This is a genomic window from Sorangium sp. So ce131, assembly GCF_051519095.1.
GTDB lineage: Bacteria > Myxococcota_A > Polyangia > Polyangiales > Polyangiaceae > Sorangium.
The window spans coordinates 6635862-6652255 of record NZ_CP150455.1; the positions used below are offsets into that span (position 1 = coordinate 6635862).

General features: G+C 70.2%; 8 protein-coding genes. 1 reads left to right on the forward strand and 7 read right to left on the reverse strand.

All coding sequences use genetic code 11. The features are described from left to right. Positions 1–21 precede the first annotated feature (21 nt). On the reverse strand, positions 22–870 hold the full coding sequence (gene pucL / locus WMF43_RS24235; RefSeq protein WP_437683516.1) for a factor-independent urate hydroxylase: 849 nt from the start codon (positions 868–870) through the stop codon (positions 22–24). Between the two features lie 147 nt (positions 871–1017). On the opposite strand from pucL, the gene WMF43_RS24240 reads away from it, so the two are divergent. Then, positions 1018–2592 (forward strand): M1 family metallopeptidase, encoded by a 1575-nt coding sequence (locus WMF43_RS24240; RefSeq protein WP_437683518.1) that lies wholly within the window; start codon positions 1018–1020, stop codon positions 2590–2592. 99 nt (positions 2593–2691) lie between these two features. On the opposite strand, the gene WMF43_RS24245 is transcribed toward WMF43_RS24240, so the two are convergent. The 6 genes from WMF43_RS24245 to WMF43_RS24270 form a co-directional block, all read right to left on the reverse strand. Further along, positions 2692–5406 (reverse strand): glycoside hydrolase family 15 protein, encoded by a 2715-nt coding sequence (locus WMF43_RS24245; protein ID WP_437683519.1) that lies wholly within the window; start codon positions 5404–5406, stop codon positions 2692–2694. Between the two features lie 402 nt (positions 5407–5808). After that, complete coding sequence (locus tag WMF43_RS24250; protein ID WP_437683521.1) at positions 5809–6621, reverse strand: hypothetical protein; 813 nt, start codon at positions 6619–6621, stop codon at positions 5809–5811. A 551-nt stretch (positions 6622–7172) separates the two neighbouring features. Beyond that, positions 7173–8294, reverse strand: a complete 1122-nt coding sequence (locus tag WMF43_RS24255; protein ID WP_437683523.1) for an ABC transporter permease — start codon at positions 8292–8294, stop codon at positions 7173–7175. A 43-nt stretch (positions 8295–8337) separates the two neighbouring features. Further along, positions 8338–9861, reverse strand: a complete 1524-nt coding sequence (locus WMF43_RS24260; protein ID WP_437683525.1) for a sugar ABC transporter ATP-binding protein — start codon at positions 9859–9861, stop codon at positions 8338–8340. 64 nt (positions 9862–9925) lie between these two features. Then, positions 9926–10978: a sugar-binding protein gene (locus tag WMF43_RS24265; RefSeq protein WP_437683526.1), complete on the reverse strand. Its 1053-nt coding sequence runs from the start codon at positions 10976–10978 to the stop codon at positions 9926–9928. Positions 10979–11144: 166 nt separating this feature from the next. After that, positions 11145–16223 (reverse strand): AAA family ATPase, encoded by a 5079-nt coding sequence (locus WMF43_RS24270; protein WP_437683528.1) that lies wholly within the window; start codon positions 16221–16223, stop codon positions 11145–11147. Positions 16224–16394 lie beyond the last annotated feature (171 nt).

Consider the following 16394-nt stretch of genomic DNA (forward strand, 5'->3'; position numbering starts at 1 on the left):
GATATCCTTCCCGCGCGGCGCTCATCCACCCCGCTTCAGGGTCGCCTCGATGAGCCCGTGCGGCTCGTCCACGGGGAGGAAGATCTCGTTATCATTGCTGAGCCCGAAGGGCGCCAGGTCGACAAGCAGGCAGTGTTTGTTGGGCAGCGACAGGCTTACCTCGACGATGGCGGGGCACGCCGCGAGCACCGCCTCGGCGAGCGCGTGGATCGTGTGCTGCACCGACAGGCTGTGCTGCTCGGCGAACGTCTCGAGCAGGGCGCGGCGGGCGCCCTCCCACGTCGCCGTGGGGGACGGGTCGCGGCTCGCCGTGCGCCAGCGCGCGACCATGACGGTCGCGAGGATGCGGTCTCCGGTCTCCTTGAGCGTGGTGTACTGGTCTCGCGGGAAACCCGAGAAGGCCGAGCCGGTGGTCTTGAGGACGAGCAGGTCGGCGATGCCGGAGGCGACGTCGATCCCGGACGAGGCCGCCGCGGTGATCTCCGCGGTGCGGCGCTCCCGGCCGGCGCGGACGAAGGCGTGCCGGTGCGGCGCGCCGCCGGCCTCGATGCGCGACCAGACGTTCTCCGCGATCGTGATCCTCGCCCGGCGGGTGTGGGCCTTCTTCAGGAAATGCTCGGCGAGCAGCGCGCCGAAGTCCTCGATGGGCTCGACCGGGTGGCCCTTGGCGAGCGCGTACACGGTGTTCTTCATCGTGTCCGTGGGCAGCACCTTGCTGTTGTCGCCCAGGGTGTAGGCGTCGTCGAAATCGCCCTCGAGCTGGATGTCGACGTCGATGTCGGTGAGCTCGTGCTGCCCCTCGGCGCGGCGGACCTTGACCAGCCGCACCCTGGATTTCCCGTAGCTGTTTCGTACCAAGGAGATCGACATCGCTCTTCAGCTCCCGCGTCAGGCAACGACGTTTCCGCGCAATGCGGGTGGAACTGTACCGTGGACCGGGCGTGAGCAGAAGACTATCCTGGGCCACCTTTGCGCAGGAGCGAACGTATGCGACGAATCGGGGCTTGGTTATCGATCTTGACATCTGCGACGCTCGGGCTGGGGGCCTGCGGCGGCGACGACGGCCAGGGCGGCGGCGGCAGCGGCGGTGACACGAGCAGCAGCTCGATCTCCGCTGGCGGCGGCGGCGGCGGCTCCGGCGGCGACGGCGGCTCCGGTGGCGGCGGCTCCGGCGGCGGCCTCAGCGGCTCCGGCGGCGACGGCGGCTCCGGCGACGGCGGCTCCGGCGGCGGCGGCGGCTCCGGCGGCGACGGCGGCTCCGGCGGCGGCGGCTCCGGCGGCGACGGCGGCTCCGGCGGCGGCGGCTCCGGCGGCGACGGCGGCTCCGGCGGCGGCTCCGGGACGCCCCCGGCCGGCGAGGACTGGACCCGCGACATCCTCTCGACGGGGATCGCTCTCGACGTCACCACGTTCGTGGGCAGGGTGACCATCGTCCTCGCGCCATCCGACAGCACCGCCGCGTCGTTCGAGATCGGCGACCTCGAGATCACGTCGGTCTGGGATCCGTCGGGCCCCCTCGACTACGAGGTGCGGCCCGGGCAGCTCCACGTCGGCGTGCCGTCGACCGGGGACAACGCCATCCTCCACGTCGAGTACACCTTCAAGCCGCACGCCAACTTCGACGGATGGATGCCGGAACAGGGGGTCTCGTTCCTGTGGCCGACCTTCTGCGGCAACCTGTTTCCTTGCAAGTCGGACCCGGCGGAAGGCGTGATCTTCACCATGAACGTCACCGGCGTACCGGAAGGCATGACGGCGATCTATCCGGACAGGATCCCCGTCGAGGCCCCCTCCTACATGCCTGCGATCGCGGTCGCCGAGTTCATCACGCTGGAGCTCGGCACGACCCCGAGCGGCACGCACGTGAACGTCTGGCACCTGCCCGGCGAGGAGGCGAACGCGGCGAGCGGCGCCGCGCACCTCGTCGACGTGATCGATTTCCTGGAGACCACGTACGGCCCCTACCCGTTCAGCAGCACCGTCGGGACCGTCTCGGCCAACTGGGGCGGCGGGGACTACGGCGGCATGGAGCACCACCCGTTCTGGCACGTCTCGAGCGGCTCCCTCGCCAACGAGGACGTCAGCGCGCACGAGGCGGCGCACGGCTGGTTCGGCAACGGCGTGCGCATCGCCTGCTGGGAGGACTTCGTCCTCTCCGAAGGCACCGCCACGTACCTCGCGGCGCACGCGCTGGAGCAGGTCGGCGTCGACACCTGGGCCGACTACGAATGCCAGCTCAAGAGGCTCTGCGACCCCGCGGGGACCACGAACACCGTCGCGCTGCCGGATACCTGCAACGAGATCGACATCCTCACCCACCCGCTCTGGTCGAACGTTCCCTACATGAAGGGCGCGTTCTTCTACCGCGAGGTCGCGGAGGTGATCGGCGAAGGCGTCCTCGATCAGGCCCTCAGCGAGTTCTACTACGCCAACGTGGGGGACGCCGCGCGGATGCAGGACCTCATCGACGTCATCAAGACGCGGACCGACGGCGACGGGGACGCCGCGGTGGACGCGCTCGCCACCGCGTGGCTCCGCACGCTCGAGTGCCCGGTCGACCTCGCGACCCTGTGCCCTGAAGCTGCGCCCTGAAGGACGCCTGAAGGACGCCTGAAGGACGAGAGCGCCGGGAGAGCTGTTCCTCTACCGGCGCTTCCCGCCCCTCCCCTCGCCCGCGACCTTCCTCCCTGGCTACCAGCTCACCGTGTCGTTCACCGCGATCTCACCGGACGCGGGGGTGTTCAGCGTGCGGTTGCCGCCGCCCGGCAGGCTCTCCCAGGTCACGGTGCCATTGGCCTTGTGATAGTACTTGTACTGGACAGCGCTGCTTGCCGGCAGGTTGACGTGGTTCTTCCATACGGGGTAGGTGGCCGGATCGACCGGAACGCCGAGATCCGTGTTCCAGTTGCCCAGCGCCGCGGTGTTGCCGGTGACGTACACGTGCTGGCCGACCACGGTGTCGGCGGTGACGTTGACCGCCACGCTGACCTCGCCCGCCGCGGGGGTGACCTTGCAGTTGTTGTAGCGGCCGCAGACCACCGACGGGATGTCGACGATCTTGCCCGCCTTGATCGACGCGAGCAGGCTGATGTACTCGCCCATCGCCCAGTTGAGGGGGCTCATCGACTTGGTCGGGGTGCCGGGCACGAAGGGCTCGGGCGTGGTGACCTGCCAGCCGGTGATGTTCGCCGTGTTGTTCCACACCTGCTCCGGGATGAAGCCCGCCGGCGTCGAGAACGCCTTCACGGTGGTCAGGAAGGGGACGCCGGCGGCGCCGAGACCGGTGCCCGCGATCTCGAACATGCCGCGCTCGGCCGTGAAGATGGGCCACAGCCGGCCACGGCCACCGGTGCCGTCGTAGCCGGTGCCGTCGTTCTTCTCGCCGTAACCGTCGTAGTTGTAGCGGAACCAGGCGTCGCCCTTGCCCGCGATCGTCTGCTTCAAGATCGCGTCGTACTCCGGAATCGTGTCCAGGATCGCCGGGTCGTCCGCACGTTTCACCCCCATCCGCACGAGCTCGAGGAACCCGCCGTCCACGATGTAGCGCTGGTCGTGCGTGCCGCCGCCGTTGCCGTGCGTGGCCATGAGCTCCTCGTTCGGCCCGGACACCGGGTCGTACACCGCGGGACCCGCGCCGGTCTTGCGCGGCTTCGACGTGTTGTTCCGGATGAAGTAGCTGCGGTTGCCGTGGTAGCCGGTCGTGGTGAAGGTCCAGCGCTCGACGCTCTGCTGCCAGTAGTCGGCCGCGGCCAGGTAGCGGGCGGCGCTCGCGGCGTCGCCGCTGCCGCGGGCGATCACCGCGGCGCACACGAGGCCGGCGATCTCCGCCGCGATGGTCGACGGTGAGTAGCCGGAGTTCTCCTCCCAGCGCTCCTGCTGCGTCCACGGGCCGGTACTCACGATGTAGTCGGCCGTCTTCTTGATCTTCGGCCACAGCGGGTCATACACCGACGCGCCTAGCCGCCAGGCGAGGATGATCGGCATCGCCTGCTCATCCATCTGCGTTCCCTGCCAGTACTGCCAGCCGCTCACCCAGGCGTTCTGCGGGAAGCGGCCGACACGGCTGTAGCCTTGAGGACAGCCGGGGGCATCGTACTCGCCGGCGCCGCAGTCGCTCGTCTGCTGCAGGGTGTTGAACAGGTAGCTCACCACCGACTTCGCCGTCTCCGTGTCTCCGGCCGTCACGAGCGCGTTCGCGAACTTGAACAGATCGCGCGGCCAGACCAGGTGGTATCCGCCGTTGTTGCCGTCGCCGCTGATCTCGCCCCACGGCGTGCCCATGCCAGCGATCATCGCGCCGTTCGACTTGTCCTGGATCGTCTTGAGCGCCATCGCCGCGAGGTAATACTGGTCGTCGGCGGTGCCGCCCTGGCTGTTGAGCCCGCCCGCGTAGGCGCGCCACCCGTTGTCGTAGCTGGTTTGCAGGGTGCTCAGGTTGCTGCCCAGGGTCGCGTTCGCGGTGGCTGTCGCCTCGGCCTCCGTGGCGCCGAAGCCGAGCACCACGTCGAACGAGACGCTGGTGACGGCGCTGCCGCCGAGGTCGATCCAGCCGAGCTGCGCCACGTTGCCGCCGCTCGCCTGGCCGTATCGCCAGTCCATGGTCTTGTCGGCGCTGCCGCCGAGGAGGTCGGTCCAGCCGTCCGTCTCGCCGACGAAGCCGCTCGACACCATCGCGGCGTCGCCCACCACCTTCCACGGGCGCGACGTGGCGAGCGCCGAGGCGCGGCTGTTCTCCGAGGCGACGAGCAGCGTGCGCGTCTCCGACGCCACGGTCGCCGTCACGGTCTTCGACGTGTCGCCCGCCCCCGAGTTGTCCATCGCCGGGTTGTGGAGCAGGTACAGGTTGAACTGCGTGACGTCCTTGCCGCCCAGCGCCTCGAACTTGACGCGCTGGATCAGCGCATGACGCGTCGGATCGGTGAAGATGGTCTTCGTGATCTGCCAGTTGTGACCGCTGTTGCTGGTCGTCGCCTGCCACCGCATGGAGCGTTTGTCCGGCTGGCTGATCGTGTAACTCTGCAGCTTCTCCTCGTCGACGAAGGTCTTGGCCGTGTCCCCGACCAGGAACTGCAGGTCCACGGTGTTGACCGTGTCGAGCACCGGGTAGAACACCTCGGACACAATGCCGCGGTGCCCGGTGAAGTACACACGGGAGCCCGCGCTCGCCGAGGTGCCGAGGAAGGATTTCTCGGCCGGCCCCCACACCGAGGCTACGCCCGTGCCGACCGCGAAGCCGAAGCCGGCGCCCCTGGGCTTCGGTCCGCCCTCGAGCTCCGGGCTCCCTCGCTCGGGCGCGAAGGAAGGCTCTCCGGGCGTGGGCTCCTCCCCGGGCGTCGGCTCCTCACCGGGGGTGGGCTCCTCCGAAGACGTGGGCTTCTCCTGGGCGCAGCCCGGCAGCCCTAGCATCGTCAGGATAATTACCGCTCCACAAGAATATCGAGTCCGCATCACGCCGTCCCTTCCCGCCTGGCGGCCATCGCGTGAGCCCTCCTCACGATCGCCACAAGCTCTGGAATTTATTGATGTTTCTACCTGGCGCCGACGGGCCGTCGCTCGTGCATGGCCGCGATCTGCTCGCTGCTGCTCCGCATAGAACGCCAGCGTCCAGCAGCTTAGCACGCGACTCCCCCGCGCCTCACCGGGGCATGTGGGGCTCATCCCCATGGCGGCGCCATCGGGATTCGAGCAGCAGATCGTGAGCCCAAATACATCAGCCCCGGCCACGTTCCGCTCGCCTGGGGAGCGGCCATGACCGGGCGTTCGACTGGCGTGTGAGTCAGCGCGGCGCAGCGCGCGCGGGTGGGGGGGTTATCTCCTGGAGAGGGGGGCAATCCCGGGCCGATCCGCCGCATACGGACGGACGTTGGTCCCGGTCCAGCGCATGAGCAGCGCGATGACACCGCCGAACACGAGGTGACCGAGGAGGGTCGAGGCCAGGTTCTTCGGCGTGATCTCGAAGAGGATCGCTTCGCCGCGCGGGGCGAGCAGCAACGTGAGGACCAGACAAGACCAGACGGCGACGCCGTAAACGAGCGCCGACTGGACCACGTCACGACGCCGCGCGACGAGCGGGTACACCATGACGAACGTGAGGCCCATGCCCCCGCCGTTGCCGAGCCAGCGCCAGGTGTAGCCGAGCGCCGCGTGCGGCTCCTCCCGGTGGAGCAAGAGCGCGCCGATGTTGGGGACGAAGTCGCTCCAGCCGGCGAGCAAGCTCCAGGGCGCCCGCGTCACGTCGTACATCAAGACCCCCGCGATGGCGAACAGGTAACCTCGGAGGGCGACCCGGCCATAACGCGGGTACCAGACGCCGAGCGCGATGGCGGTGATGAACGAGGGGATCACCACCGTCATCGTCGTGATGTGCAGCGGAGCGAGCCCGAAGATCGCGAGCGCGAGGGACGCGATCGGCGCGAAGCCGAGCGCGCCGAACGACAGCGGAAGCCAGATGTCCCGGCGCTGCTGCACGAGGGAGAAGAGGGCCGAGAGCAGCGCGGCGAGCTCGTCGCGGTCCGAGACCGGCGCGCCCGCGAAGGCGGGCGCCATGCGCGAGGAGCTCGGCGCGTCGGCGAGCGCGCGAGGACGGTTGGAGACAGGCCCAGATGGAAGCGGGGTGCTCATGAAAACCTCCGGACAGGGTGGATCAAGCCCATGCAGCTGCGCTGATCGCACAGCGCCCCTGCGTCGCAGCCGCACGTCCGCAGGAGACGGCGCGGCCCTCGCCGCCCGTCGAGCAGAACGACTCGACCCCGCAGCGCGACCCCGCAGGAGGACCCTCTGGCAGGTTGCGTGCCGACAATGTAGGACGCGCTCGGACCTCTCCCGCGGCGTCGCCTCGATCGGCGCACCAGGCCGAAAGCAGCGGGGAACACCGATTGGCCGGCCAGCGGCCGGCCGAGGCCGATACCGCAGCTCGAGATGGCACAACGTGCCTCGGCGCGTGCCCGTCTGATCGCCGCGTCACGGGGCTTGAGAATCAAACGGCGGCGAACGGGCTACGGCGACCGTCTCCACTGCACGTCAGCGGATCTGCGTGGACAGGTGTTCAAGCGCTTGGGTCCGGGCGCACGTCCGGTCCGTGCTCCCCGCTGTGAAGGCGAGCGAGGAGGACGCATGTTCTTCCGTTTGTACACTGCGCGGAGCGCCGGCGCCGGCCCCCGCGCCGGCGGCGCTCACGGGCCGGCCAGCTTGCGGCGCCCCGCCGCGTAACGCCGCACCAGCTCGTCGACGACGACGCCGCTCAGGATGACGGCGCCGATGACGGCGTACTCGATCTGGGTCGGCACACCCAGCATGTTGATCGCGTTGCGGAGCACCTGCATCAGCGCGGTGCCGAGGACGACGCCGAGCACCGAGCCCTCGCCGCCCCGCAGGCTGAAGCCCCCGAGCACGGCCGCCGCGATCGCGTAGAGCTCGTAGAAATTGCCGAAGTCGACCGGCTGGGCCGAGTTGACCTCGAGGGCGAACAGCATGCCCCCGAAGCACGAGAGCAGCGCGCACAGGACATAGGCGAGGATCGTCATCGCGTCGGTGTTGACCCCGCTGTAACGCGCCGCCTGCTCGTTGCGGCCGAGCGCCATGAGGTAACGGCCGTAGACGGTGCGCCTCAGGAAGACCGACGTCGCGATCACGATCGCGAGGAAGAGCAGGAAGGGCATCGGGACGTCGATCCACGTGATCACATCGAGGCGCGTCCTCGCGCCGGTGAACGGGTTCACCGCGTAGGGGCTGAACCCGCCCTCGGCGATCCACGAGAGGAACGGCACCGGGATCGAGAACGGGGTGCCGACCGACAGGTAACGCAGCGACTCGTGACCGACGCCGAACCCCTGGGTCAGATCGCCGGTGATCCCGCGCGCGGTGCCCCGGTACAGCAAGAGCCCGCACAGCGTGACCACGAACGGCTGCAGCCGGAGCTTCGTGATGAGCAGCCCGTGCGCGAGCCCGATGCAGAGGGCGATGCCGAGCAAGAGGGGCACGGCCAGGGCGGCCGGCCACTTGTGGACCGCGAGCAGCCACGGCAGCAGCGAGCCCGCGAGCGCCACGACCGAGCCGATCGACAGGTCGATACCGCCCGTCATGATGACGAGGCCGGCCCCGACGCTGAGGATGCCGAACAGCGCCGTGCGCCGGATCAGGTTCTCCAGGTTGTCGGCGAGGAGGAACCGGTTGTTCATCATCGCCGTGGCGAGGGACACCACGACGAGCAGCCAGAGGACGCCGAGGACCTTTCGCCGCGCGTCGGGCAAGAGCGGCGCGGCGCCGCGCGCTCGGGGTTCAGATCGCGTGATCACGGGAACGGTCCTCCAGGTCTCGAGCCGGCCTCGCGCGCTCCGCTCACGCCGCGGCGTCGCCGCCGGTCGCGAGCTCCATGATCGCTTCCTCGCTCAGCTCGGCGCGGCCGAGCTCTCCGGCGATGCGCCCCTCGTGCATCACGAGCGCACGATCGGACATGCCCATCACCTCTTCCATGTCGCTCGACACGAACAGGATCGCCATGCCGCCCGCGGCGAACCGCTCCATCAGCTGGTATATCTCGTGCTTCGCGCCGACGTCAATGCCGCGGGTCGGCTCGTCCATCAAGAGCACGCGCGGCGCCATCGCGAGCCACTTGCCGATGACCACCTTCTGCTGATTCCCGCCGGAGAGGTGCTGTACGGGCTGCTCGTCGCTCGGCGTCTTCACGTCGAGATCGCGGACCATCTGCGCGGAGATCCGGCGCTCCTCCCGCCGGTCCAGGAAGCCATAACGGCGCGCCTTGCGCAGGTTCGGGAGGCTCATGTTGTGGCGTATGGCCATCTCCAGGATGATCCCCTGCTCCTGGCGATCCTCCGGGACGAGGCCGATCCCGGCGGCGATGGCGTCGCGCGGGGTGCGCGCGGCGAGCTCGCGCCCGGCCACGCGGACGACGCCGGAGGCCGCCGGCGTGACGCCGAACAACGTCTTGAGCAGCGACGTGCGCCCCGCGCCGAGCAGCCCCGCCACGCCGACGATCTCCCCGGCGCGGACCGCGAAGTGGAGGGCGTGCTCGGGGTGCCTCGGCGTCCTCAGGGCCTCCGCGGCGAGCACCGGCTCGCCCGGCGGGTGCGGCACGTGCGGATAGAACTGGGAGAGGTCGCGGCCGACCATCAGCTTGACGATGCGATCGTGGGTCATCTGCTCGCGGAGCAGCTCGCCCGCGTTCTCGCCGTCGCGCAGCACGATCACGCGATCGCACAGCGCCTTCACCTCGCCGAGGCGGTGAGAGATGTAAAGGACGCTGATGCCCTTGTCGCGCAGCTCCCGCACGACCCGGAAGAGGTTGTCGGCCTCGTGCCGGCTCAGGCACGACGTGGGCTCATCCATGATGAGCACCCGGGCGTCGGCCGAGAGCGCCTTCGCGATCTCGACGAGGTGCCGCTGCCCGAGGGACAGGCCCCCGACGATCGCGCGCGGCGCGTGGTCGAGGCCGACCCGGGCGAGGACGGCCCGCGCCTCGCGCTCCACCCTGCCCTCGTCGATGAGCCCGCCCCGCCGCGGCTCCCGGCCGAGGAAGATGTTCGCGGCGATGTCGAGGTTCTCCGCGAGGTTGAGCTCCTGGTGGATCAGCGCGATCCCGCGGGCGAGCGCGTCCCGCACCGAGCCGAGCGCGACGGGGCGCCCGTCGAGGAGGACGTCGCCGGCGTCGGGCGCCACGACGCCGGCGAGGATCTTCATGAGGGTGCTCTTGCCGGCGCCGTTCTCGCCGACGATGCCGAGCACCTCGCCGCGGCCGAGCGCGAGGCTCACGTCGCGGAGCGCCAGCACCCCGGGGAAGCGCTTCGTCAAGCCGCGCGCTTCGAGCAGCGGGGATGGGCCTTGGCCGGACGAGGGGGCTGTCATGCGCGTCAGGGGTCGAGGGGCCGGGGGAGCCGGGGCGCCGCGAGGGCGCGCCCCGCGCGGGAGATCACTCGGAGACGGCCGCGTGCTTCTTCAGGTCGGCCCAGAACGGCTCCAGGTTGTCCTTGCGGATGGTCCGGACCGGTATGGCGATGAACTTGTTCTCCGGCACCACGGAGGTGTCGCCGCGCACGATGGCCGCGAGCACACGCACCGACTCCTTGCCGTACATGTACGGGTTCTGCACCACGGTGCCGACGGTCTCGCCGTCCTTGATCGCCTGCAGCGTCGCGTCCTGCTCGTCGAAGCCGACGACCTGGATCTTGCCCTTCTTCCCCGCCTGCTTGAGCGCCTCCAGCAAGGCCGGCGTGTGGTAGGCGTTCAGGCCGATGAGCCCCACGAGATCGGGGTGCGCCAACATCATGTCTTCGGCGTTGCTCTTGGCCTTCGCGGCGTCGATCTGGTCGGTGAGCGTCGCGACGATGGTGTACTTCTGCCCCTTGATCTCCTGCCCCATCGGGTCCATGCCCGCGCTCGTGTCGCCCCGCTCGAGCAGCTCGTCGAGCACGCCCTGCCGGCGCTTCCTGGCGTTGTCGCCCTCGATGCGCCCGACGAAGATCGCCACCTTCCCGCCGGCGGGGATGGCCTCCTTCACGAGCTGACCCGCCATCCGGCCAGCGACGTAGTTGTCGATGCCGACGTACACGATGCGATCGCTCTTGGGCGCGTCCGAGTCCTGGGTGATGAGCTTGGTCTTCGCCGCCGCCTTGTTGAGCAGGGGGACCTGGTTCTCCGCGTCGATCGGGCTGATCGCGATGCCGTCGACGCCGCGGATGAGCAGGTCCTCGACCCGGCGCATCTGGTCGTTGACGTCGCCGGGCATCACGACGCTGACGTCGGCGTTGTACTCCTTCGCGCCGTCGCGCACGCCCTTCTCCGCGATGGTCCAGAACGGCGCGACGCCGTTCGTGATGTAGGCGAGCTTCGGCTTGGCGGCCGGCGCGGGCCCCGGCGCAGGTCCCGACGCCGGCGCCGCGCCGCCGCCCTCGCAGCCGAGGGCCGCGAGCCCCACCGCGACGCAGATCCCCACGATGAACCGACGACCAACGCTCTTCGACATGGCTTCGCCCTCCGGCGTCGATCAGCCGCCCTCCCCATCTCCTCCGTGCACCTCCCCAGGCGACCGCACGGCGCGTGATGAGGCCGGCACCCCCGGCTGATCCGCGGCGCCATCATGCGCGATCCGCGCGACATATGTCCACACGATTCGACCCGGCCCCGCCGCGTCAAACGAACGCGGCGCCCGAGCGCCCCACCGCGAACGCGATGCCGCTTTGCAGCGTGCCTCGGATGACGATGCGACTCATGTCGACGTCGAGCCCGACGAGCGCCCGCGCGACCTCGCCGCGGACGCCCGTCAGGACGGCCTGGGCGCCGAGCAGCCGGAGCGCGTTCGCCGCGTTCAGCAGGGCGTTGGCGACGCGCTGATCGGCGCCCTTGATCCCGGTGACATCGATGATGACGACGCGGGCGCTGCTCCGCGTCGCGCCCTCGAGCAACGTCTCGAGCACGTCCTCGGCGCGCTCCTCGTCCAGCGTGCCGACGAGCGGCATGACCATGACGTCCTTCGTGATCGGGACGAGCGGGGTCGACAGCTCCGAGATCTTCTCCCGCTGGAACCGGATGATCTCCTCCTGGAGCTCGGCGCGCGCCGCCTCGGCGCGCTCGCGCTCGCCGAGCTCGTGGGTGAGCCGCGTGTTGATCTCCTGGAGCTCCTCGCGCTGCGCGCGCAGCCGCTCGTTCGCCTGCGAGAGCTCCTCGGTCCGCTGCTTCACCTCCCGCTCGAGCCGGTCGTTCGCCTGCCGCAGCTCGGCGCTCACGGACTCCAGGTTCGCGTAGAGGAGCGCGTTCTCCAGCGCCACCGCCGCCTGCGACGAGAGGAGCCGCAGGAGCTCGGTTCGGTCGGCGGTGAAGACGTGCTCGGCGAGGTGGTTCTCCAGGTAGAGCACGCCGCTGAGCCGCCCCTGGTGGAGCAGCGGCAAGGCCAGGATCGACTTCGGCCTGCGCGAGATCACGTGAGGATCGCCGGCGAGGCGCGGATCGTCCGCCGCGCGGCCGATCACGACCGCCTCGCGCGAGCGCGCGACGTAGTGCACGACCGGGCGGGCCAGATCGAGGCGCTCCTCCACGGGCGTCGCGAGCCCGAGGCTCACCACGTCGGGATCGATCGAGATCATCGCCCGGACCGTCAGGGCCTCTCCGCGCGCGAGGATCAAGAAGCCCCGGCTCGCCCCGGCGCTCTTGATCACGATGCGCAGCACCTGATCGAGGACCTTGTCGAGCACGATCTCGCTCGAGATGGCCTGCGCGGTCCGGAGGACCGTGGCGAGGTTGAAGGTCTCGCCGGCGGTGAGCGCCCCGGAGGCGGGCTCCGCCGCCGCGGGCGCGGAGGCCGGCGGCGGCGCGTTGCTCTGGAGCGCGGCGAGCAGCGGCGCGTGCTCCTCGCGGAGCGCCCGCACCTTGGCGCTCGCGCCCCAGCGATCGTACAGGTAGGCCGCCTTGCGCAGGAACATCCCCGCGAACTCGGTCCTGCCCCGGGCGAGCCAGAACCTGCCGTAAAGCTCGTTCCCGAGCGCCTGGTTGTTGATGTATTCCGCCTGCTTCGCGGCCTCGATGCCCCGCTCGTACAGGTCCATCGCGTCGGTCGGCCGCCCCTCGACGCGGGCCTGCTCGGCGAGCAAGAGGAGGTATTTGTGCTGGATGTTCTCCGGCCCGGCGTCGGCCCAGCGCTTCATCCGATCCAGGAGCCGCGCGAGGTGCTCCTCGTGCTCCCGCCGCTCCTCGTCGCCGGCGCCGTCCCAGAGGGCGAACCGCATGAGCGCCGCGTAGAACGTCGCCTCGGGCACCTTCGCGTGCGTGGGCAAGGCGCTCTCGACCACGGAGAGCTTCGGCAGGAGCTCGGGGAAGCTCGCCCGGTCGCGGAAGACGTACGCATTCCGGATCTTGGCATAATGGAGCCAGGCCATGTGGTAGGGCGAGCCGCCGTGCTTCTCGGCGTACGACGCCTCCTCGAACGTCGCGTCGTCGAAGCTGAGCCGGCTCTTCGTGAGCCCTTGCAGGCACCGGATCGGCTGGATCACGCCCGCGAGGAGGATATCGATGATGTCGTGGCTCTTCGCGCGCTCCAGGAACGCTAGGTGCCCCTCGGCCAGCTTCGAGAGCTCCGGGAGGGGCATCCCGTAGGTGAGCCTGTCCGAGCCGCTCTGGCTGATCATGTAGCCCATGGCCGTCCAGTCGCCGGCCTGGAGCCCGAGCTGGTAGACGCGGTCGTAGTAGGGATCGGCCCTCCGCAGGTGCTGCGTCCAGCTGTGAACGTCCGCGGAGAAGATGTGGTATGTCTTGGCCCTGAGCACGGGGTTGTCGAGCTGATCGGCCAGGCTCACCGCCATCCGGCCGAACCGGTACGCGGTCTTGTACTCGCCGAGCAGCGGGCCCACCACCATCCCGTACGCGACATAGCCGAACGCGGACGTATCGCAGTTCCCGTGCTGGAGCGAGATCGTCACCATCTTCGCGATGGCGAGGTTCGCGAGCGTCTGATCGCTGGAGTTGTACGCCCCGAAGAACAGTCCCTGGAGGAGCTCCAGCATCACCGGGTGCTCGACGCTGGTCATCCTCGGGATGTGGGCGAGCTCCTCGATGCTCCGCCCGCCGAGCAGCACAGGCACCGCCTTGAGCTCCTGATCGAGCATCGCGGCGACCTCCTCCCGCGCCTCGGGGATCGGGCAGCCGAGCAGCCCGAGGCCGGCCTTCTGGACGAGGGTCGCCTCGTGATTGCGCCACTGGAAGAGGTACTGGTTCGCCTGCACGAGCAGGATCGAGACCTTGTCCATCGGGGTCCGGGCGCGCGCGAGCGCCTCGGCGCAGAGCCGCTCCGCCTCGTCGAAGGCGCCGCACAGGGACTCGACCTCGGCGCGCTCCCGGTGGAGCGCGAGGGTGAGCTCGTAGTAGCCCGTGAAGCCGTCGTCGGGCAGGAGATCCATCCCGGTCCGGAGGTAGCTCGCGGCGGCCTCGTAGGCGGTGGCCGCCTTGGCCTTCTTGCCGGCGGCGAGGTTCAGGGCGGCGGCCTCGGCCCGCTCCTCGGGGGAGCGCACGAGGGGAGCGCCGATGTTGATGTGGTTCACGATGTCGAAGAGCGCCTCTTCTCTCGCGGCCCCCTCGGCGCTGGCGAGCATGAGCCGCCCGATCCGCAGGTGGACCTCCCGCTTGCGGCCCTCCTCGATGAGCGAATAGGCCGCCTGCTGGACGCGGTCGTGCAAGAAGCGGTAGTGGACGCGCCAGTCGAGGCTGTTCCGCGCCTCGGCGTCGCCCGCGTGCGCGAGGCGGTAATCGGCGTCCACGGGCGAGATCAGGCCCTCCTGCAGGACCTTCCACAGCGCGGCCACGGTCTCGTGCGGCGGCCGCTCGTCGATGACCGCGAGCGTGCGCAGGTCGAACTGGTGCCCGATGCACGCCGCGAGCTTGAGGACACGCACGAGATCGGGCTCGAGCTCCCGGATCTTGCGCGCCATGAAATCGACGACGTTGTCGGTGACCGGGCGGCTCCGGATCCGGTCGAGATCCCACGTCCACGCGCCCGCCTCGAAGCGGAGCAGGCCCTCGGCGTGCAGGGCGCCGAGGAACTGCCGCACGAAGAACGGGTTGCTGCGGGTCCGCTCGAACACCACGCGGGCGAGCGGCTCGACGTCGGCCCGGACGGCGGAGAGCGCGTCCGCGAGCAGCGCGACCACGTCGGCGAGGGCGAGCGGCTTGAGCGTGATCTCGCGGATGGGCGCGCCCGCCCGCTCGATCTCGCCGAGGGCGAGGCGCAGCGGGTGCCCCTCGTGGACCTCGTTGTCGCGGTAGGCGCCGATCACGAGCAGGTGGGCGCGCTCCGGGTCGGCGGCGAGGACCTGGAGCAGCTTGAGCGAGGCCGGGTCGGCCCACTGCAGGTCGTCGAGGAAGAGCACGAGGGGGTGCTCGGCGCGCGCGAAGACGCGGACGAACGCCTTGAAGACCGCGTGGAAGCGGCCCTGCGACTCCGCCGGCCCGAGCGGGGGCGCCGGGGGTTGGGGGCCGACGATCCACTGGAGCTCCGGGATGATGTCGACGAGGAGCTGGCCGCTGCCCCCCAGCGCGACGTGGAGATCCCCGCGCCAGCGCGAGAGCCGCTCCGGCCGCTCGGTGACGACGTGCCGGATGAGCTCGCGGAACGCCCGCGCCAGGGAGGCGTACGGGACGCTCCGGTTCAGGTGCTCGAACTTCCCGGCGGCGAAGTACCCCCCGCGCTCGGCGATGGCCTTTTGGATCTCGTTCACGAGGGCCGACTTGCCCATGCCCGAGTACCCGGACACGAGGACGAGCTCGCCGGCGCCGTCGGCGGCGCGCTGGAAGGCGGCGAGCAGCGCGCGCTCCTCCTCGGCGCGGCCGTAGAGCTTCTGCGGGATGCGCAGCGTATCCGGGACGTCGCGCCGGCCGAGCGCGAACGGCTCGATGGTGCCCGTGGCCGAGAGCTGCCGGAGGCACAGGTCGAGGTCGGCCGCGACCCCGTAGGCGCTCTGATACCGGTCCTCCGCGTTCTTGGCGAGGAGCTTCATCACGATGCGGGAGACCGCCTCGGGCACGCCGGGCGCGCGCTCGTGCGGCGGGGCGGGCGTCCGCGCGATGTGGCCGTGGATGAGATCCATCGGCTCGCTCTCGCCGAAGGGCAAGGCGCCGGTGAGCATCTCGTAGAACGTCACGCCGAGCGAGTAGAGGTCGGTGCGGCGGTCGATGAAGCGGTTCATGCGGCCGGTCTGCTCGGGCGACATGTAGGCGAGCGTGCCCTCGAGCGCCTCGGGGCTGATCGCCTGCTGCGTCTCCTGCGGGAGGAGCGTCGCGATGCCGAAGCACGTGAAGTGGACATCGAGGGTGTCGGGGTCGACCAGGATGTTGTGCGGCTTGACGTCCTTGTGAATCACCTTGTGGCGGTGGATCTCGTCGAGGACCCGGGCGGCCGAGAGGGCGATCGTCAAGGCCGCCTTGAGGTCGAGCGGGGCGGCGCGCAGGAGGTCGTGGAGCGTCCGGCCGGTCGGCCGCTCGAGCACGAGGGCGGCGCCGTGCTCGTTCTCCTCGAGGGCGTGCGTCTTGACCACGCCCTCGACGTCGAGCGCGCGGAGGACATTGTACTCGTGCCGGAGCGAGGCGAGCGCGCGCGCGCTCGGGAACTCGCTCTTCAGGACCTTGACCACGACGGGGAGCTGCTCGGCGCCCCAGAAGCCTTCGAAGACAGCGACGCTCGCGTCGCTGTAAATCTCTCTGCCCAGGGAATACGAAGGAGACAGCATTTCACCTCGCCAACATGCTTGGCCGCCCGCCAGCGCAGCCACGCCGGGGATCGTGCCGCACACTTACCACAGACCACAGCGGGCGGGCGCGACGGCGGCGCGCCGCCCTCGCAGGGGAGCGGGCGCCGCGCCGCCGCCGCGCCGCGACGAAGCGCGGCGGGCGGCTGTGCC